Annotated in this window: 20 protein-coding genes; all 20 read left to right on the forward strand. The window is 34.3% G+C overall.

The genetic code is table 11. From position 1 onward, the window contains the following. The first annotated feature begins 4 nt into the window (after positions 1 to 4). The 20 genes from cpsC (at position 5) to glf (ending at position 20749) form a co-directional block, all read left to right on the forward strand. Positions 5 to 697 (forward strand): capsular polysaccharide biosynthesis protein CpsC, encoded by a 693-nt coding sequence (gene cpsC / locus N8L33_RS07765; RefSeq protein WP_261059503.1) that lies wholly within the window; start codon positions 5 to 7, stop codon positions 695 to 697. Positions 698 to 706: 9 nt separating this feature from the next. Beyond that, entirely contained in the window at positions 707 to 1399 is a 693-nt protein-coding gene (locus N8L33_RS07770) for a tyrosine-protein kinase (protein WP_261059504.1), read from the forward strand. A gap of 383 nt (positions 1400 to 1782) precedes the next feature. After that, a complete protein-coding gene (locus N8L33_RS07775; RefSeq protein WP_261059505.1) occupies positions 1783 to 2376 on the forward strand; it encodes a sugar transferase in 594 nt (197 codons plus the stop codon). A gap of 8 nt (positions 2377 to 2384) precedes the next feature. Further along, a complete protein-coding gene (locus N8L33_RS07780; RefSeq protein ID WP_261059506.1) occupies positions 2385 to 3611 on the forward strand; it encodes a glycosyltransferase family 4 protein in 1227 nt (408 codons plus the stop codon). An 8-nt stretch (positions 3612 to 3619) separates the two neighbouring features. After that, a complete protein-coding gene (locus N8L33_RS07785) occupies positions 3620 to 4777 on the forward strand; it encodes a glycosyltransferase (RefSeq protein ID WP_261059507.1) in 1158 nt (385 codons plus the stop codon). 16 nt (positions 4778 to 4793) lie between these two features. Further along, positions 4794 to 5888, forward strand: coding sequence for a glycosyltransferase family 1 protein (locus N8L33_RS07790; RefSeq protein WP_261059508.1), 1095 nt, complete (start codon positions 4794 to 4796; stop codon positions 5886 to 5888). After that, entirely contained in the window at positions 5885 to 6994 is a 1110-nt protein-coding gene (locus tag N8L33_RS07795; RefSeq protein WP_261059509.1) for a glycosyltransferase family 4 protein, read from the forward strand. Before N8L33_RS07790 ends, N8L33_RS07795 begins: the two co-directional genes overlap by 4 nt. A gap of 14 nt (positions 6995 to 7008) precedes the next feature. Beyond that, positions 7009 to 7911, forward strand: coding sequence for a glycosyltransferase family 2 protein (locus tag N8L33_RS07800; RefSeq protein ID WP_398577084.1), 903 nt, complete (start codon positions 7009 to 7011; stop codon positions 7909 to 7911). Positions 7912 to 7926: 15 nt separating this feature from the next. Next, positions 7927 to 9366, forward strand: coding sequence for a flippase (locus N8L33_RS07805; protein ID WP_261059511.1), 1440 nt, complete (start codon positions 7927 to 7929; stop codon positions 9364 to 9366). Then, complete coding sequence (locus tag N8L33_RS07810) at positions 9363 to 10451, forward strand: EpsG family protein (RefSeq protein WP_261059512.1); 1089 nt, start codon at positions 9363 to 9365, stop codon at positions 10449 to 10451. Before N8L33_RS07805 ends, N8L33_RS07810 begins: the two co-directional genes overlap by 4 nt. Before the next feature lie 113 nt (positions 10452 to 10564). Next, positions 10565 to 11419, forward strand: coding sequence for a LicD family protein (locus N8L33_RS07815; protein ID WP_000611639.1), 855 nt, complete (start codon positions 10565 to 10567; stop codon positions 11417 to 11419). Then, complete coding sequence (gene tagD, locus N8L33_RS07820) at positions 11416 to 11820, forward strand: glycerol-3-phosphate cytidylyltransferase (protein ID WP_000832257.1); 405 nt, start codon at positions 11416 to 11418, stop codon at positions 11818 to 11820. The genes N8L33_RS07815 and tagD overlap by 4 nt, the downstream gene beginning before the upstream one ends. Position 11821: 1 nt before the next feature. Beyond that, positions 11822 to 12877 carry a capsular polysaccharide biosynthesis protein Cps4J gene (cps4J, locus tag N8L33_RS07825; RefSeq protein ID WP_261059513.1) on the forward strand — a complete coding sequence of 352 codons (1056 nt, stop codon included), beginning with the start codon at positions 11822 to 11824 and terminating at the stop codon, positions 12875 to 12877. A gap of 99 nt (positions 12878 to 12976) precedes the next feature. Continuing rightward, the gene (gene cps4K / locus N8L33_RS07830; protein ID WP_261059514.1) at positions 12977 to 14206 is read left to right on the forward strand and encodes a capsular polysaccharide biosynthesis protein Cps4K; all 1230 of its coding nucleotides are present in this window, start codon (positions 12977 to 12979) and stop codon (positions 14204 to 14206) included. Next, complete coding sequence (gene cps4L, locus N8L33_RS07835; RefSeq protein WP_261059515.1) at positions 14207 to 15391, forward strand: capsular polysaccharide biosynthesis protein Cps4L; 1185 nt, start codon at positions 14207 to 14209, stop codon at positions 15389 to 15391. Between the two features lie 747 nt (positions 15392 to 16138). Next, entirely contained in the window at positions 16139 to 17008 is an 870-nt protein-coding gene (rfbA, locus tag N8L33_RS07840) for a glucose-1-phosphate thymidylyltransferase RfbA (protein WP_261059516.1), read from the forward strand. Further along, positions 17009 to 17602, forward strand: a complete 594-nt coding sequence (locus tag N8L33_RS07845; RefSeq protein ID WP_261059517.1) for a dTDP-4-dehydrorhamnose 3,5-epimerase family protein — start codon at positions 17009 to 17011, stop codon at positions 17600 to 17602. A 12-nt stretch (positions 17603 to 17614) separates the two neighbouring features. After that, positions 17615 to 18664, forward strand: a complete 1050-nt coding sequence (gene rfbB, locus N8L33_RS07850) for a dTDP-glucose 4,6-dehydratase (protein ID WP_261059518.1) — start codon at positions 17615 to 17617, stop codon at positions 18662 to 18664. A 67-nt stretch (positions 18665 to 18731) separates the two neighbouring features. Continuing rightward, positions 18732 to 19583 (forward strand): dTDP-4-dehydrorhamnose reductase, encoded by an 852-nt coding sequence (gene rfbD, locus N8L33_RS07855; protein ID WP_261059519.1) that lies wholly within the window; start codon positions 18732 to 18734, stop codon positions 19581 to 19583. Positions 19584 to 19645: 62 nt separating this feature from the next. Further along, positions 19646 to 20749: a UDP-galactopyranose mutase gene (glf, locus tag N8L33_RS07860; protein WP_261059520.1), complete on the forward strand. Its 1104-nt coding sequence runs from the start codon at positions 19646 to 19648 to the stop codon at positions 20747 to 20749. The last annotated feature ends 128 nt before the right edge of the window (positions 20750 to 20877 follow it).

Genomic DNA, 20877 nt, shown 5'->3' on the forward strand with positions numbered 1-20877 from the left:
AAATATGAAAGATCAAAACACTTTGGAAATCGATGTATTTCAACTATTCAGAACTTTATGGAAAAGAAAGTTAGTCATTTTATTAGTGGCAATTATAACTTCTTCAGTTGCTTTTGCCTACAGTACTTTTGTTATCAAACCTGAGTTTACTAGTACGACTCGGATTTATGTAGTTAACCGTAATCAAGGAGAGAAGTCTGGTTTAACCAATCAAGACTTGCAGGCAGGATCATACTTGGTTAAAGACTATCGTGAAATTATCCTATCGCAGGATGTTTTGGAGAAAGTTGTTTCTGATTTGAAACTAGATTTGACGCCAAAAGGTTTGGCTAATAAAATTAAAGTGACAGTACCAGTTGATACCCGTATTGTCTCTATTTCAGTTAATGATCGAGTTCCTGAAGAGGCAAGCCGTATCGCTAACTCTTTGAGAGAAGTAGCTGCTCAAAAAATTATCAGTATTACTCGTGTTTCTGATGTGACAACACTGGAGGAGGCAAGACCGGCGATATCACCGTCTTCACCAAATATTAAACGCAATACACTAATTGGTTTTTTGGCTGGGGTAATTGGAACTAGTGTTACAGTTCTTCTTCTTGAACTTTTGGACACTCGTGTGAAACGTCCGGAGGATATCGAAGATGCATTGCAGATGACACTTTTGGGAGTTGTACCAAACTTGGATAAGTTGAAATAGGAGAGAGAGATGCCGACATTAGAAATAGCACAAAAAAAACTGGAGTTCATTAAGAAGACAGAGGAATATTACAATGCCTTGTGTACAAATATACAGTTGAGTGGGGATAAACTAAAAGTAATTTCTGTTACTTCTGTTAACCCTGGGGAAGGAAAATCAACTACTTCTATAAATATAGCATGGTCGTTTGCGCGTGCAGGCTATAAAACTCTTTTGATCGATGGCGATATTCGAAATTCGGTTATGTCAGGAGTTTTTAAATCTCGTGAAAAAATTACAGGGTTAACAGAATTTTTATCTGGGACAACTGATTTATCTCACGGGTTATGTGATACAAATATTGAAAATCTATTTGTAGTTCAATCGGGATCTATATCACCAAACCCTACAGCCTTGTTACAAAGTAAAAATTTTAATGATATGATTGAAACCTTGCGTAAATATTTTGATTATATCATTGTTGATACAGCACCTATTGGATTTGTTATTGATGCAGCAATTATCACTCAAAAGTGTGATGCGTCCGTCTTAGTTGTAGAAGCCGGAGTTGCAAAACGAAGAGAAGTGCAAAAAGCTAAAAGCCAGCTAGAACAAACAGGGAAACCATTTTTAGGTATCGTTCTCAATAAATTTGATGTTCAACGCGAAAAATATGGTTCTTACGGTGGTTATGGTAATTACGGGAATTACGGGAAAAAATAGAATGAAGTTAGAGAGTCTGGCATGGAAAGGGGGCTACAATATAACCCTCCCAATCTTATAGAATATACCTGTTGGTTGACTAACTTATATATTGATTGAAATTTTAGAAAACGATATTTTTTAAAAAATATTCGGTTTGTTTGGAAGTACAACTGAACTAAACCTTCTAATCCATTATTGAGAAGTCATATATTACTGAAGCAAATAAATTTTGTTTAGGATGAAGAAAATTTTTAGTTGTTATAGCGGATAAAATGATTACATTTTTATAAAATCATTGAGTTACCAAATATATCTTGAGTTTTTGTGGTCTAATGGGTTGATATGTTTAATTTAATAAATGGAAATAAGATGAACTTTGAATTTATAGTGAGAGATAGTTTATGTATAGTATATTAAAACGATTAGGAGATATATCTATATCTTTAATAGCGATAACGTTATTTTGTCCATTTTTTATCCTAATTGCAATTGCGATTAAGTTTGATTCAAAAGGACCGGTAATATTTAAACAAAAACGTTTTGGAATTCACAAAAAAACTTTTTATGTTTTTAAATTTCGGACTATGAAAGTGGAGTCACCAAAATATGTGGCAACTCGAGATTTACAAAATCCAGAGCAGTGGATTACTAGAGTGGGTGCTTTCTTAAGGAAAACATCTCTAGATGAATTACCTCAATTGTGTAATATTCTTGTTGGTGATATGAGTATTGTAGGTCCTCGGCCAGTAGTGGTAAGTGAACGTGATGTAATAGAGGCAAGAGAAAAATATGGTGCAAACGATGTTTTACCCGGACTAACTGGATGGGCGCAAATCAATGGTCGTGATAATCTATCAACAGATATGAAAGCTGAATTGGATGGATACTATGTGACACATAAATCGTTGCTAATGGACATTAGATGTATAGTAAGAACAATACCTTATGTGCTGAAACGTAAAGGAATTGTAGAGGGGAGTCAAAAAGAGAGTTAAGTTGTACGATGAAAATTTTATTTGTTAGTCAACATTATAGACCAGAACCTTTTAGATTATCAGATATTTGTGAGGATCTTGTTGAGAGAGGCCATGAAGTTACTGTTTTGACAGGAATTCCTAATTATCCTGAAGGTAAAATATATGCGGATTATCGGAATAACAAAAATAGACGAGAGACTATAGAAGGAGTTACTGTTTTTCGTTCATATACAATTCCGAGGGGAAAAAGTACTTTACATAGGATATTAAATTATTTTAGTTTTGCTATCAGTTCCTCGATAGGGGTTCTACTAGGACAGTATAAAGCAAAAGATGGATCAGAATTTGATTGTATTTTTGTAAATCAATCGTCTCCAGTTATGATGGCATGGGCTGGTATGGCTTATAAAAACAAGTACAAGAAGCCTCTGTTTCTATATTGTATGGATGTTTGGCCAGATAGTTTAACTGTAGGGGGAGTGAAACAAGATGGCTTGATTTTCAAGTTGTTTAAATTTATCTCAAAAAAAGTTTATCGAGCTAGTGATTATATATTTGTAACTAGTCCATCATTTAAGAATTATTTTGTGAAACAATTTGATATATTAGAACAAAAGATTACTTATTTGCCACAATATGCAGAAGATCTGTTTATCCCTGATGAATCGAAAGTTAATAAAGAAAGTGTTGACTTAACTTTTGCTGGTAATATTGGTAAAGCACAAAATTTGGAAACTATTTTGAAAGCTGCCAGCTTGATAGAAAAGAATGCCGATTTACCCAAGAAAATTCATTTTCATTTTGTTGGAGATGGTACGGAATTGTTAAGAATGAAAGCATTAGCTTATGAATTGGAGTTGAAGAATGTTTCCTTTTATGGAAGACGTTCTTTGGAAGAAATGCCTACCTTCTATAAAAAATCAGATGCTATGTTAGTTTCTTTAATAGGAGACTCGATAGTTTCTCGTACTATACCTGGGAAGGTACAATCTTACATGGCAGCAGGGAAACCAATTATAGGTGCAATTTCAGGAGATACTAAAACAATTGTAGAAGAAGCAAAGTGTGGTTTTGTCAGTCCTGAACAAGATGTGGAACAATTGGCACAAAATATTTGTGAGTTCAGTATGTTATCTGTAGAAGAACAAAAGGAGTTAGGAAAGCAAGCTCGTTATTACTATGAGAAGCACTTTTCTAAAGAGCAGTTTATGACACAGTTAGAAAATTATTTGAGAGAGGAATTTTCCTCATGAGAATTTTAATGATTAATAGTGTTTGTGGTATTAGGAGTACAGGAAGAATTTGTACGGATATCGCAACCGCTTTAACAAAAAAGGGTCATGAAGTTAAGATTGCATATGGACGTGAGCATGTGCCGACACAGTATCGAGATTACGCGGTTAAAATAGGTTCTAGAGTGGACGTAAATAGACATGTCTTACAAGCTCGAATTTTTGATAATGCTGGTTTTGGAAGTAAAGCGGCAACTAGGAAATTTATCACTTGGGTGAAAGAATATAATCCTGATATCATTCATCTTCATAATCTACATGGCTACTATATTCATGTAGGAGAATTATTTTCCTATTTAAAGACATGTGGAAAGAAGATTTTATGGACTTTACATGATTGTTGGGCTTTTACGGGACATGGTGCTTACTTTGATACTTTAGAATGTGAGAAAAATGGACGGTGCTATCATTCAAGTCAAAAAAACGATTATCCAAAGTCATTAACTGATTTTTCATCTAGAAATTTTAAACGTAAAAAACAATTGTTTACAGGGATTCCAAATTTAACGCTTATTACGCCATCGGAGTGGTTGGCAAATTTGGTAAGAAATTCATTTTTGAAAGAATATCCCGTAACAGTCATTCATAATGGTATTGATACTACTATATTTAAACCAAGGTTATTAGAGGCTCAAGAATTGAGAAAAAAATTCCGTTTAGAAGGAAAACAGGTATTGCTTGGTGTGGCTTCTATCTGGGATAAGCGTAAAGGATTGGATGATTTATTAGAATTATCTGTACAGCTAAAATCTTATCAACAATTAGTTTTGATAGGATTATCAAAAGAACAATTGACTAAACTTCCTAAAGAGATTATTGGTCTGACAACAACAGACAGCGTGGAAGAACTTTCTGCTTGGTACACATTGGCAGATGTATTTATCAATCCAACAACACAGGATAATTATCCTACAACTAATTTAGAAGCTATTGCCTGTGGAACACCAGTTGTGAGCTACCCAACTGGTGGGAGTATAGAAAGTACACATATGTATGGTATAGTGTGTAGTGATAGAACAGTTACTTCTATACTAGAGTCCCTAAAAGAAGTGAGTCAATGTAAAAGGAATCCTAATTTTAATTTGTCAAAGGAGTATTTTGTGGAAAATATACTCAAGTTATATTAGTGGAACTGGAGTAGAGATGATAAAAATTTTATATGTGAATGGCGGGACTATGGATAGAGGTGGTGTGTCTACCTTTATGATGAATGTCTATGAAAAAATGCATTCTGAAAAAATTCAAATTGATTTTTTAGTCCATACATTATCCACAGGTGTACGTGATGAGGATATTTTAAATCTTGGGGGGAAAATTTATAGAGTTCCTGCTAGAGGAAAGAATCCTTTACAAAATTACCGCCAAATTAAGCAAATTATGCTGAATGGTAAATATGATGTAGTTCATGCGCATGCTGATGCAGGAAATAGTACAATCTTATCTATTGCAAAAAAGTGTAACATTCCTATTCGTATTTCACATTGCCATAATACAAACTATACAAACAAAAGTTTATTGAAGAGGTTTTTGAATGACCAATTCAAGAAGCAAATTCCGAAATATGCGACTCACCTATGGGCTTGTTCGGAAAAAGCAGGAGAGTGGTTGTATGGTAATCACTCTTTTGAAGTTATTCCTAATGCTATTGACGTTCAAAAGTTCATCTATAGTCCACAATTATCTAAAGATTTACGCAAGGAATTGAATTTAGAAAATAAATTTGTTATTGGTCATGTAGGACGATTTGATTATCAGAAGAACCATGATTTTCTTCTTAAAGTTTTTGTGGAAGTTGTAAATGAAAGGGAAGATGCTCATCTTGTTCTCATAGGTAAGGGAGAATTGGAAGAGGCTATTAAAAAGCAAGCAAATCAATTAGGAATATTGGATAAGATTAGTTTTTTAGGCGAATCTTCCAATGTGAATAAGCTGATTAATGTGTTTGATGTAGGTGTTTTCCCATCTCTTTTTGAAGGTTTTAGTATAGCTATGGTAGAGATGCAAGTCAATGGTTTACCATTAGTAGTTTCTGATAATGTTCCAAATGAGATTAATTTAACTGATAATATACGTTTTTTATCATTGGATGAAACAATTAAATATTGGTGTAAGACGATTTTGGAGACCAAAGGACGGGATAATGGGGCAGTTGATAAAATTATTGCTAAGGGTTATAACCTGTCTGATATGGTTAATAAGTTAACAAAAACTTATGAAAGAATTGTAGATAAATCATGAAAAAAGTATTATTTGTAACTAATATTCCGTCGCCTTATCGTGTGGATTTCTATAATCAGCTTGGGAAATTTGTAGAGTTAACTGTTATTTTCGAAGCAACAGGAGCTCAAGATATTAGATTTGATTACCGTGAGACTTTTAAAAATTTTACAGCTATTTTTTTAAGTGAAGGCAATATCGATGAGAAGAAATTAAATTCAGCTATATTTCAGTATTTAATTCCTGAAAAGTATGACTATATTTTTTTGACTAACTATTCTTATCGAACAGAATTATTTGGTTATTTAAAGTGTGTATTTTCTAAGATACCGTTTATATTAGAAATTGATGGCGGTAAGATACCAGAAAGTGAGAATTTTTTAAAATACCGGTTTAAAAAATTTATTCTTACGAAACCCTACTATTATTTTAGCCCAAGTCAGTCCAGTGATGATTTCTTAGCACATTATCATGTGAATAAAGAAAATATTTATCGGTATTCATTTACTTCGTTATCAGAGAAAGACATACGACATCAAATTGTCGATGAGGAAGAAAAACAATTTTTAAGAAAAAAACTAGGATTCAGTTCAAATAAACAAACAATTTTATTTGTTGGTAGAATCATCCCTGGTAAAGGTGTGGATGTTTTAATCAAGGCTGTTCAGAATTTATCAGACAATGTACAATGTTTAATTGTAGGCCCAAGTCCTGATAGTGAATACAAACAATATTTGCTTAATCTTATTGGACAAGATAGTCGTTTTCACTTTATTGATTTTTTACAGACATCTGAACTGAAACAATACTACAAGCTATCTGATATATTTGTTTTACCAACAAAGTCGGATGTTTGGGGACTTGTTGTAAATGAGGCAATGTCTCAGGGGCTTCCTGTTATTTCTACATCTGCATGTGTTGCTGCAATTGAGCTTGTTTCGAATGGTTACAATGGATATATTATTGATAGGGTTGATGATTGGAAAGCTATTTTTCAAAAGTTAAGCCAAGTATTACAGGATGACTCATTACGAGCTCAATTATCTCAAAATGCTTTATCTACTATTAAACACTACACTATTGAAACAATGGTTGAAGAGCATTTGAAATTTATGGAGGAAAAATGAGGATATCTATTGCGATGACAACCTATAATGGAGCAGATTATTTGCTAGAGCAGCTAGAATCGCTTCGCACTCAGAGTTTAATGGCTGATGAAGTTATTATTGTTGATGATTGTTCAACAGATAATACAGTTGATCTGATTGATATGTATATTCAGAAGTATCATCTCGATCATTGGATATTGATTAAAAACTCATCTAATATAGGTTGGAGGAAAAATTTTAGAAAAGCGCTTCAAGAGACCACAGGAGATGTAGTTTTTCTTTGTGATCAAGATGATGTTTGGAACAAAGACAAAATTTCACTAATGGTAAAAGAGTTTAATAAATCGCCGTCAATAGAACTATTGGCTAGTAACTATGAGATTCTCGATTTTGGTAGAAATGATAAAATCAAGATTAGGGATGTTGAGTTAGATAATGGTGCAATCGTCCCATTTTCGTTAAAAAACAAGAGTATTTCTGTTATGAGACCAGGATGTACTTTTGCAGTTAAGCGTGAGTTAATAGTTCTGTTAGAAAAGTATGATATAGATAGATTTGGCCATGATAATATTTTATGGAATTTAGCTATGATAAGAGGAACTCTATATCTATACTTAAAACGCTTAATACATTTCCGTCGACACGAAACAAGTGCTTCTGCTCCTAATCAATCTCTTAATCGTGAACGGCGAGTTGTTGAAGTGGATACGAGTTATCAAATTGCAGTTTTCTTACTTGATGTGGCTCGTAAAGAACATTTAGACATAAAAATAATTTCTCAACTTGAAAATATGGCAATGGTTCTTGAGAGACGTAGAGATATTTTAAAAGATGGTACTCTTATGCAAATAGTTCATTTCCAACTGAAGTATCATACTTATTATCCTACATTCCGCAATTTATTATCGGATATATTAGTGTTTTTGAAAAAATAATGAGAGAGAAGAGTTTTGAGTAAAATTTCTAAAAATTATCTATATAACTTAATTTATCAAGTGGTAGTTTTAATATTGCCACTATTGATTACTCCATATGTTGCTAGAGTATTAGGCGCACACCAGTTAGGAATTTATGATTATGTCAATTCAATCGTTACTTTGGTTTACACTTTAGGTTTATTAGGTATTGGTCACTATGGAAATCGCGAATGTGCCTATACTAGAGATAATAAAGAGGAACTATCAGAGACATTTTGGAGTATTTTAGCTATTCAGATTATTCTAGGATTTTTTTCACTGTTATTCTTGTATATTTTTTCTAACATAAATTCAAATTATCAAGTTTATTTTCAGCTGTTCTCTATTTGGCTTTTCGGATCTATTCTTGACTGTACTTGGTTCTATCGTGGCTTAGAGGAAATGCAGTATGTTGTATTAAAAAACATTATTGCTAAGTTATTATTTACGATAGCGACCTTCTTATTTGTAAAAAGCGAAACAGATTTAACTCTATATGTACTCATATATGGACTCTCTGTTTTGGTAGCAAATGTATCAGCCTATAGTCAATTAAGGATGTTTATTAGTAGACCAAAGATAAATATTCATCGTTTTATGGAGATTATTTTAGGGAGTCTCAAACTATTTTTACCAAGTATCATCATGCAAATTATGCTATCTGCTGATAAAATTGTTCTAGGATCTTTAAGTTCTGGAATCAGTAATGTTTCTTACTATAGTAATGCGGAGAAGATTATACAGATACCACTCTCTTTGATAGTAGTATTAAATTCTGTTATGATGCCACGAATAGCAAATGAATTTCGTAATAGACGGTTAGAAAATATGAAAAAGTATTTGATAACTGCAGCTGAGTTTTCTTTGTTCTTAGCTGTTCCATTGTCGATTGGTCTTTATGCTATTGCAGATACTTTTGTTCCGTGGTTTTTAGGTGAAAGTTTTATGCCATCTATGGATGCTCTTAAATGGCTTGCTCCTATTGCTGTTGGCAATGCTTTGCTAGGAGTCTCAGGTAGTCAGTATTTTGTTGCAGTTAATAAAACAAAAGTTTTATTTTTTTCCAATACTTTAGCTGCAATTTTAAATATTCTATTAGATTTGTTGCTTGCTCCAAGGTTTGGAGTAGTAGGTGTATGTTTAGCAACTATAGTATCACTTACCTCTTCTGTTATAGTGCAATACTATATAATGTCAAAGGATATACCTATTTTACCTATCTTGAAGTCATTATTTAAATATCTTATTTATTCTATGGTAATGGGGATAATTATTATTGTTCCATTCAGAGGGTATCCAGCTAATTATGGAACAACTATTAAGCAAATCGTTCTTGGGATAATAGTTTACTTTGGTTTGAGCTTGTTGACGCGAGATATATTTGTTTTTCAAGCATTAGATTTTGTAAAGAAAGGATTCAAAAGAAGTAGATGATTTCAGCTTTATTTTATATAAGTTTTTTAACAAATCTATTAGTCGTTGTCAATAGGATGCGTATAAATTTCCTAGCCTTTTTATCTTGGTTAGTTTTGTTTTTTATCTATGCAGGAAATATCCGAGAAGGATTTTCAGATTTAACTCATTATCGTGCAAGATATGCTATAGGAAAAAGTAGTCTTTATTTTTCAGACCATGCGTATAATTTTTTTGCAGATTGGTTTTCACATCATTCCATATCTTTTCAAGTTTTTTTAGCATGTATTTTCCTTTTCTCCTCAGCATGTTTCTATTTTGTTGCTAAAAAATTGAATTGTAATTATAATCTTCTGATTTTATTACTATCTCTTTTTTATTTCTTTTATACTTTAGAAGTTCTAAGATTCTTTTTAGCAGCTAGTGTAGCAATTATAGCGCATTATTATCTTTCACAAAATCATCGATTCATATTCATAGGATTGATGTTCATAGCGTTTCTGTTTCATGGATCTATTATTTATTTCTTACCATTTGTTATTTTTTATAGACAAAAAAATACTAGTAAGATGCTATGGGCATTGGTATTTATATCTACAGTGTTAATTATTATTAATCTATTGGTAGGTAATAATTCTAGCTACTTGACTAAAATATTTGAACTGCTAGGGAGTGAGGCAACTAAAAGTCGTGTTATGTATTATACAGCGAAATCGACTCGTCTTGGTTTTATATTATATGATAGTTACTATGTTTTCAACCTACTAATTAGTATTAACCTCAGAAAGATTGCAAAAACAGTTTCAAATGTCCCTCAGGAAGTGACCAATTTTATAAACTTGGCGTATCAACATAGCATTTTTAGTACAATTTTTTTACCCCTAATTATGTTTAGTACAGCATTTACTCGCTATTTAATTTTTACTGTTGTTTTAAATTTTATAGCCATTGCAGCTTTACAACCATTTATGCAACGATCATTTATAAAATTAAAGAACGGACTTTATATTATTTTCGGAGTTGTAGGTGCTACTTGTTTTTGGTGGTATCTAAGAGAAAATGTTCTCTATTTTTATGAGGCGCTTTTGCCAAATTTATTTAACTGATTTTGATTTTATATTCTTTATGTCTGTACTTTGCAAACATTACAAGAGTGGTCTATAATATAAAAATATAAAGAAATACGGTGTAGCTATTTCTTTAGAAAGTGGAATTTTAAATGATTAATTACAGCGCAGATGAATTAGATATGATTCAGAAGCTTGAACTCAAAATATTAAAAGAAATTATTCGAATATGTAAAAAAGAAAAGATAGAGTATTTTTTAATTGGTGGAAGTGCTCTTGGAGCAATACGTCATGAAGGATTTATACCATGGGATGACGATATTGATGTTGGTATGACACGTGAGAATTATGATAACTTTTTGAGAGTAGCTGAACAGTATTTAGGAGAAGAGTTTTATTTACAATCACCCTCCTCTGATAGAAAATCACCCTATTCTTACAGTAAACTAATGTTAAAAGGGACTTTGTTCTTAGAGTATGCCCAAAGGAATTTAAAAACACAAAGTGGTATTTATGTAGATATTTTTCCATTTGATGAGGTTCCAGATAATGAGTCAGAAAATGAGAGACAATTTAAAGCGGTACAGTTTTATAAAAAGTTATATGTGATGAGGATGTTGCCAACTGTTTCTAAGGCTCCTGAGAATTTGATTCAAGCTTTAAAAGCTATTCTAAGGAGATGCATTTATTATAGCTTAAGATTAATTCCTAAAAGTTTAATACTCAAAAAAATTGATCAATTTTCTAGATTATATAATGGAACAAATCAATCTGCATTGGCTTGTTTAGATTTTCCGGTAAGAAATGTAGAGTATGTTCTAAAAACAACACTATATCCCTTAATTGAACATAAATTTGAAGAAATCACAATTTTATTACCTGGTGATTTTCATCAATACTTGACTACACATTATGGTGAGTACATGAAGCTACCACCTTTAGAAGAACGTGTTGGGCATAGACCATATTTGATTGATTTAGGAACATATGGAAAGGAAGAAAAATGAAGAGAGTGATTACTTACGGGACTTTTGATTTGCTTCATTACGGTCATATCAATTTATTGAAGCGTGCTAAAGATTTGGGAGATTATTTAATAGTAGGTCTATCTACTGATGAATTTAATCTTCAAAAAGATAAGATTTCATATTTTGATTATCAACAACGTAAAATTTTGCTTGAATCTATTCGTTATGTAGATTTGGTAATTCCTGAGATTTCATGGGAACAAAAACGAGAAGATGTAAAGAAGTATTATGCTGATATCTTTGTTATTGGTGATGATTGGGAAGGTAAGTTTGATTTTTTGAAAGATGAGGGCGTAGAAGTAGTATATTTACCTCGTACTGAAGAAATTTCTACTACACAGATTAAAGAAGATTTAAACAAGACCAAAGGTGGAAAATAATATGTCACAATTTACAGGAAAAACTCTTCTAATTACAGGAGGGACAGGTTCATTTGGGAATGCAGTTCTCAAGCGTTTTTTAGAAACAGATATCTCAGAGATTCGTATCTTTTCGCGAGATGAAAAAAAACAAGATGATATGCGTCATGAGTTTCAGGTAAAAGCACCAGAAGTAGCTGGGAAAATCCGTTTTTACCTCGGAGATGTGCGGGACTTGGCTTCGGTAAAAAATGCTATGCATGGTGTGGATTATGTTTTTCATGCTGCTGCTCTGAAACAGGTACCTTCTTGTGAATTTTTCCCTGTAGAAGCAGTAAAAACTAACATTTTGGGAACTGAGAATGTCCTTACTGCAGCTATCGAAGCTGGTGTAAAGAAAGTTATCTGTCTTTCTACAGATAAGGCGGCGTATCCTGTTAATGCTATGGGAACATCCAAGGCTATGATGGAAAAGATTGCTGTTGCTAAGTCACGGACGGTAAATCCTGAGCATACAAAGATATGTGTTACTCGCTATGGGAATGTTCTGTGTAGCCGTGGATCTGTAGTTCCTCTTTGGATTGAGCAGATTAAGCAAGGAAATGATCTTACAATAACTGAACCTAGCATGACACGTTTTGTCATGACATTGGAAGAAGCAGTAGATTTAGTTTTATTTGCATTTAAAGAAGGAAAATCTGGAGATATACTAGTTCAGAAAGCACCAGCATGTACGATTGAAGTTTTAGCTAAGGCTGTATCAGAAATTTTTGTCTCAAAACAAGATATTAGGATTATAGGTATCAGACACGGAGAAAAGATGTATGAAACACTACTAACTAATGAAGAGTGTGCAAATGCAATTGATTTGGGTGATTTTTATAGAGTTCCTAGTGATAATCGTAATCTTAACTATGATAAGTATTTCAAAGATGGCAGTACGAATAGAAATTTGTTGACAGAATTCAATAGTAATAATACTGATTTGATGGATGTAGAGCAAGTTAAAAGAAAGTTGCTAGAATTAGATGAAATACAGACAGCAATTCGTGATATGGTAGCAGATGAAGAGATGTAAAATCTTTTAAGATACATTAAAATTATCAAGGATATATAATGTATCATGTATTGTCGAGAGAGTTGATTATTAAAATAGCATATAAAACAAGGAGGGTGCATGATTAAAAATATTTTAATCACAGGAGCGAAAGGATTTGTAGGAAAAAATCTTATCTGTACTCTGGAAGCTTTGAAAGATGGACGAGATAGAACTCGTCCTAATTTAGAGATTGGAGAGATTTTTCAGTATGATCGTGATACGGATCCGATTTTATTAGAAGAATATTGTAAGAAGGCCGATTTTGTATTCCATTTAGCTGGTGTCAATCGTCCACAGAATCCTGATGAATTTATGGAGGGAAATTACGGTTTTTCAAGTAGATTATTAGAGATTTTAGAAAAGTATGAAAATACTTGTCCTGTTCTACTCTCGAGTTCTACTCAAGCTAGTTTAGAAGGCCGATTTTCGAACTCTGTATATGGACAATCTAAGCTAGCAGGGGAAGAACTCTTCTTCGAATATGGAAAGAAAACGGGAGCACCTGTCTTAGTTTACCGTTTCCCAAATCTTTATGGGAAGTGGTGTCGTCCTAACTATAATTCTGCTGTAGCAACTTTCTGTCATAATCTAGCTCACGATTTGCCTATTCAAGTAAATGATCCAAGTGTAGAATTGGAGTTGCTATATATTGATGATTTGATACAAGAGTGTCTAACTGCATTGGAAGGAAATCCTCATCGTTGTGATCTAGATGGATTACAAATCTTACCTAGTCCATCAGGAAACTACTGCTATGTACCAACGACTCATCGTGCAACCTTAGGAGAGATTGTCTCTCTATTAGAAACATTTAAAAAACAGCCTGATAGTTTAGTTATGCCTGAAATTCCTCAAGGATCATTTGAAAAGAAATTGTATTCTACCTACCTATCTTATTTACCAGTAGATAAGTTTAAGTTTCCTCTAAAAATGAATATAGATGAACGAGGTAGTTTTACAGAACTATTAAAAACAGAAAATACAGGTCAATTTTCTGTCAATATTTCCAAACCTGGCATTACCAAAGGGCAACATTGGCATCATTCTAAGTGGGAATTTTTCATGGTTGTTTCTGGTCGTGCTTTAATACAAGAGCGTAGGATAGGGCTGGATGAAAACGGACAAGAATATCCTATTCTGAACTTTGAAGTGTCGGGCGATAAGATTGAGGCAATACATATGATACCGGGCTATGCACATAATATTATTAATCTTTCCGATACAGAAAATCTAGTTACTGTAATGTGGGCTAATGAGTCATTTGATCCTAGCCATCCAGATACTTTTTTTGATCAAGTGGAGAAATAAATGAAAATTAAGACAGATTATAGTGATATTCGTTTTAAAGATAATGGCAAACTTAAGTTATTGATTATTGTGGGAACACGTCCAGAGATTATACGTCTAAGTAGTGTTATTACTAAATGTCGAAAGTATTTTGATGTTGTTTTGGCACATACTGGACAAAACTATGATTATAATTTAAATGGTATTTTCTTCGATGATTTAGATTTAGACACTCCAGATGTATACATGGATGCTGTCGGAGATGATCTTGGTGCTACTGTAGGGAATATTATCAATACTTCATACAAATTGATGAATCAAATTAAACCAGATGCTTTATTGATTTTAGGGGATACAAATTCTTGTCTATCAGCTATTGCTGCCAAGCGTTTACATATTCCAATTTTTCATATGGAGGCTGGCAATCGCTGTAAGGATGAGTGTCTTCCAGAAGAAACTAATCGTCGAATTGTTGATATTATTTCAGATGTTAACTTAGCATACTCTGAACATGCTCGAAAGTATTTACATGAGTGTGGTTTACCTAAAGAGCGCACGTACGTAACTGGTTCTCCTATGGCAGAAGTGTTACATAAAAATTTATCTGCCATTGAGTCTTCAGATATCCATGAACGTTTGGGATTGAAAAAAGGAGGATATATCCTACTTTCAGCTCACCGTGAGGAAAATATTGATACAGATAAAAATTTTCTCTCTCTCTTCACAGCAATTAATAAATTAGCTGAAAAGTATAATATGCCAATCTTGTATTCTTGCCATCCTCGATCTAAGAAAAGATTAAAAGAGAGCAGTATTGAATTAGATAAACGTGTGATTCAGCATGAGCCATTAGGATTCCATGATTATAATTGTTTACAGATGAATGCGTTTGTTGTAGTATCTGATTCGGGAACTTTACCAGAAGAAAGTAGTTTCTTTACTAGTCAAGGTTACCCTTTTCCTGCTGTATGTATTCGTACAAGTACAGAACGTCCTGAGTCCCTAGATAAGGCAGGATTTATTTTGGCAGGTATTGATGAAAATTCTCTTCTTCAAGCAGTTGAAACTGCTGTTAGCTTGGCAGAAGATGAGGATTTTGGATTACCGGTTCCAGATTATGTTGAGGAAAATGTCTCTACTAAAGTTGTTAAGATAATACAGAGCTATACAGGGATAGTGGATAAAATAGTTTGGCGGAAAAACTGAATTGTATATTTTTAATAAAATAATCAATTCTTAATAGAACAGGAATAAAATTGAACGAATTCGATAGAAATGGCTTCTTTGACAGTAGAGGGGATTGCTATTCTATCGAATTATGACTTGTTTTTGCGCCTTATGTTTGATAGAATAAAGCAACAAAACTTTAACAATTGCAGCGAGGTGATAATAATGGCAGTAATTTTTAAAAATGTGCTTATTGAAGAGAAGACTGAAGAAAAACAACATATTCTATCTATTATAAATGGTGAGTATGACTTATCTGATGATGTAAGTTGTAGATTACGATGACTGAATGAGGAAAGTAAACGCTTGGAAGTGTTTGTTAAGGAGACGAACTCACTTGTCTAGTTCGTATTCTGTTAATGAATTGAAATCAATAAGTATCTTATTGTCATTTTTTTACGATGAGGAAGTTAGAGATTCTTAATGGATCTCTGATTACTATGTAATTTAGCATTGAAAAACTAAGAAATGGTGAAATTATGCCTCTTACACAGTTATTTGAAACATTCCTAGGAATTGATTTTTAATTGTATGCAAACAAAGTAGAATTCGCTTATTTCATTTTATGCTAAATGTAATATGAAGTAAGTGAATTTTTATAGATAAAAAAGAGTTTTTCTGTATTTTTTAGATAATAATATAAAAAATGTGATGGTTATTTGCCTTTTAGAGCAGTACACAATTAATAGTAATTGACTCTAAAACAACAAAGAAAGGTACCCCACTATGAAAGGTATTATTCTCGCGGGTGGTTCAGGAACTCGCTTGTATCCTTTGACTCGAGCTGCATCAAAACAACTGATGCCGGTTTATGATAAACCGATGATTTACTACCCACTTTCAACATTGATGTTGGCTGGGATTAGAGATATTTTGATTATCTCAACTCCACAGGATTTGCATCGATTCAAAGAGCTTCTTCAAGATGGCTCTGAGTTTGGGATTCAATTGTCTTATGCAGAGCAACCGAGTCCAGATGGTTTGGCACAAGCCTTTATTATTGGTGAAGAATTTATTGGTGATGATAGCGTTGCTCTGATCTTAGGCGACAATATCTATCATGGGCCTGGCCTTTCTAAAATGCTACAAAAGGCCGCTAGTAAGGAGTCAGGAGCAACTGTCTTTGGCTATCATGTGAAGGATCCAGAACGCTTTGGCGTTGTTGAGTTTGACAAGGATATGAACGCTATTTCTATTGAAGAAAAGCCAGAGCATCCACGTTCAAATTATGCAGTTACAGGTCTCTACTTCTACGATAATGATGTGGTAGAAATTGCTAAAAGTATAAAACCAAGCCCGCGTGGTGAATTGGAAATTACAGACGTTAACAAGGCTTACCTAAATCGTGGAGACTTATCCGTTGAGGTTATGGGACGTGGCTTTGCTTGGTTGGATACTGGCACTCATGAAAGTTTATTAGAGGCTTCGCAGTACATTGAGACAGTGCAACGGATGCAAAATGTTCAGGTGGCAAACTTAGAAGAAATTGCTTACCGTATGGGCTATATCAGTCGCGAAGATGTATTGGCTTTAGCCCAACCACTTAAGAAAAATGAATACGGGCAGTATTTGCTCCGTTTGATTGGAGAAGCATAGATGACAGATAATTTTTTCGGTAAGACGCTTGCGGTTCGCAAGGTTGAGGCTATTCCAGGCATGTTGGAATTTGATATCCCTGTTCATGGTGATAATCGTGGCTGGTTTAAAGAAAATTTCCAAAAGGAAAAAATGCTCCCACTTGGATTTCCAGAGTCTTTCTTTGCAGAAGGAAAATTGCAAAACAATATATCCTTCTCACGTAAAAATGTTCTCCGTGGCCTCCACGCAGAACCTTGGGATAAGTACATCTCTGTAGCAGATGATGGGAAAGTTCTGGGTTCTTGGGTTGATCTACGCGAGGGTGAAACCTTTGGGAATACCTATCAGACGGTCATTGATGCAAGCAAGGGAATTTTTGTTCCTCGAGGTGTGGCTAATGGTTTCCAAGTCCTATCAGATACAGTTTCTTATAGTTATCTGGTCAATGATTACTGGGCTCTTGAACTCAAACCCAAGTATGCCTTTGTGAACTACGCTGATCCAAGCCTTGGCATTGAATGGGAAAATCTTGCAGAAGCAGAGGTTTCAGATGCAGATAAAAATCATCCACTACTTAAGGATGTAAAACCTTTGAAAAAAGAAGATTTGTAAAAAGGAAAGAATATGACTGAATACAAAAAAATTATCGTGACAGGTGGAGCTGGTTTTATCGGCTCCAACTTTGTCCACTATGTTTACAAGAATTTTCCAGATGTTCATGTGACAGTATTAGACAAATTGACTTATGCTGGGAACCGCGCTAATATTGAGGAAATTTTAGGTGATCGTGTTGAGTTAATTGTTGGGGACATTGCGGATGCAGAGTTGGTAGACAAGTTGGCAGCTCAAGCAGATGCTATCGTTCACTATGCGGCGGAAAGCCACAATGACAATTCGCTCAATGATCCATCGCCATTTATCCATACTAACTTTATCGGAACCTATACTCTTTTGGAAGCAGCTCGAAAATACGATATTCGTTTCCACCATGTATCGACAGATGAAGTTTATGGGGATCTCCCTCTACGTGAGGATTTACCAGGTCATGGTGAAGGTCCAGGTGAGAAATTTACTGCTGAAACAAAATACAATCCAAGTTCTCCGTACTCATCAACCAAGGCTGCCTCAGACTTGATTGTCAAAGCCTGGGTACGATCATTTGGTGTCAAGGCAACGATTTCTAACTGTTCAAATAACTACGGTCCTTATCAACACATTGAAAAATTCATCCCACGTCAGATTACTAACATCCTAAGTGGAATCAAGCCAAAACTTTACGGTGAAGGTAAGAACGTTCGTGATTGGATTCATACCAATGACCATTCTTCAGGTGTTTGGACAATCTTAACAAAAGGTCAAATCGGTGAAACCTACTTGATTGGGGCTGATGGCGAGAAGAACAACAAGGAAGTTTTGGAACTTATCCTTAAGGAAATGGGACAAGCTGCGGATGCCTATGATCATGTGACTGACCGTGCAGGACATGACCTTCGTTATGCGATTGATGCAAGCAAACTCCGTGATGAATTAGGTTGGAGACCAGAATTTACTAACTTTGAAGCTGGACTCAAGGAAACAATCAAGTGGTATGCAGATAATCAAGAATGGTGGAAAGCAGAGAAAGAAGCTGTTGAAGCCAATTATGCTAAGACTCAGGAGATTATTACATTATAAAAAGCAGGAAATAACTGCTTTTTATTGCTATATTGGAAAGGGTTACATATTAGAAAGGGCTATAGATATGATTTTAATTACAGGAGCTAATGGCCAATTAGGAACTGAACTCCGTTATTTGTTGGATGAGCGTAATGAAGAATACGTTGCCGTAGATGTGGCTGAGATGGACATTACCGATGCAGCAATGGTGGAGAAAGTTTTTGAAGAGGTGAAACCGACTTTAGTTTACCATTGTGCAGCCTACACAGCTGTTGATGCAGCAGAAGATGAAGGAAAAGAACTGGACTTTGCCATCAATGTTACGGGGACAGAAAATGTCGCAAAAGCATCCGAAAAGCATGGTGCAACTCTAGTCTACATCTCTACAGATTATGTATTTGACGGTAAGAAACCAGTTGGACAAGAGTGGGAAGTGGATGACAAACCAGATCCACAGACAGAATATGGACGCACTAAGCGTATGGGAGAAGAGTTAGTTGAGAAGCATGTATCTAATTTCTATATTATCCGTACTGCCTGGGTATTTGGAAATTATGGCAAAAACTTCGTTTTTACCATGCAAAATCTTGCGAAAAATCATAAGACTTTAACAGTTGTAAATGACCAGCACGGTCGTCCGACTTGGACTCGTACCTTGGCTGAGTTCATGACCTACTTAGCTGAAAATCGCAAGGAATTTGGTTATTATCATTTGTCAAATGATGCGACAGAAGACACAACTTGGTATGATTTTGCAGTTGAAATTTTGAAAGATACAGATGTGGAAATCAAGCCAGTAGATTCCAGTCAATTTCCAGCAAAAGCTAAACGCCCCCTAAACTCAACGATGAGCCTGACTAAAGCCAAAGCTACTGGATTTGTTATTCCAACTTGGCAAGATGCTTTGAAAGAATTTTACAAACAAGAAGTGAGATAAGTAGTAGAATGATTTTCTAGTCTAATAAAAGAGGCAGATAATAAACTCCAAAGGAGCATAAGATGTACGATTATCTTGTTGTCGGTGCTGGTCTCTTTGGTGCAGTCTTTGCCCATGAAGCAGCCTTAAAAGGAAAAAAAGTAAAAGTCATTGAAAAACGAAATCATATCGCGGGTAATATCTATACTCGTGAAGAGGAAGGAATTCAAGTTCATCAATATGGTGCTCATATATTCCATACTTCGGATAAGGAAATCTGGGATTATGTAAATCAGTTTGCAGAGTTTAACCGTTACACAAACTCCCCAGTTGCAAATTATAAGGGAGAGATTTATAACCTTCCTTTCAATATGAATACCTTTAATAAACTTTGGGGAGTTGTAACGCCAGCAGAAGCGCAAGCTAAGATTGAGGAGCAACGTGCTGTTTTAAATGGTAAAACTCCTGAAAATCTGGAAGAACAGGCTATATCTCTAGTAGGTACAGATATCTACGAGAAATTAATCAAAGACTATACAGAGAAACAGTGGGGCAAGCCAACTACGGAACTTCCAGCCTTTATTATTCGCCGTTTGCCAGTACGCCTGACCTATGATAACAATTATTTTAATGATACCTATCAAGGGATTCCAATTGGTGGCTATACTCAAATAGTTGAAAAAATGTTAAATCATGAAAACATTGATGTAGAAACAAATGTTGATTTCTTCGCGAATAAAGAGCAATACCTGAAAGATTTTCCTAAGATTGTCTTTACGGGTATGATTGATGAATTCTTCGACTATGAGTTGGGTGAACTAGAGTACCGTAGTCTTCGTTTTGAAAACGAGACCTTGGATATGGAGAATTACCAAGGAAATGCAGTTGTCAACTATACAGATGCTGATACCCCATATACTCGCATTATTGAACACAAACATTTTGAGTTTGGAAATCAAGCAAAGACTATCATTACTAAAGAATATTCTAAAACATGGGAAAAAGGTGATGAGCCTTATTATCCAGTAAATAATGATCGTAATAATCATTTATATAAATCATATAAAAAATTGGCTGATGAGCAAGGCAATGTTATCTTTGGTGGCCGTTTAGGACACTATCGTTATTACGATATGCACCAGATAATTGGAGCAGCTTTGCAGTGCGTGAGAAATGAGTTAGATTAAACAAGTAAAACTGACTCCCAGTTATTATTTAGAAATAGTATAAAAAATTCCGGCTCTTTGTCAACTGTAGTGGGTTGAAGAAAAGCTAAGATCTAGAAAGGACGAAATTTGTCCTTTCTTTTTTGATA

This window comes from Streptococcus mitis, from assembly GCF_946188695.1.
Taxonomy (GTDB): Bacteria; Bacillota; Bacilli; order Lactobacillales; family Streptococcaceae; genus Streptococcus; species Streptococcus mitis_DF.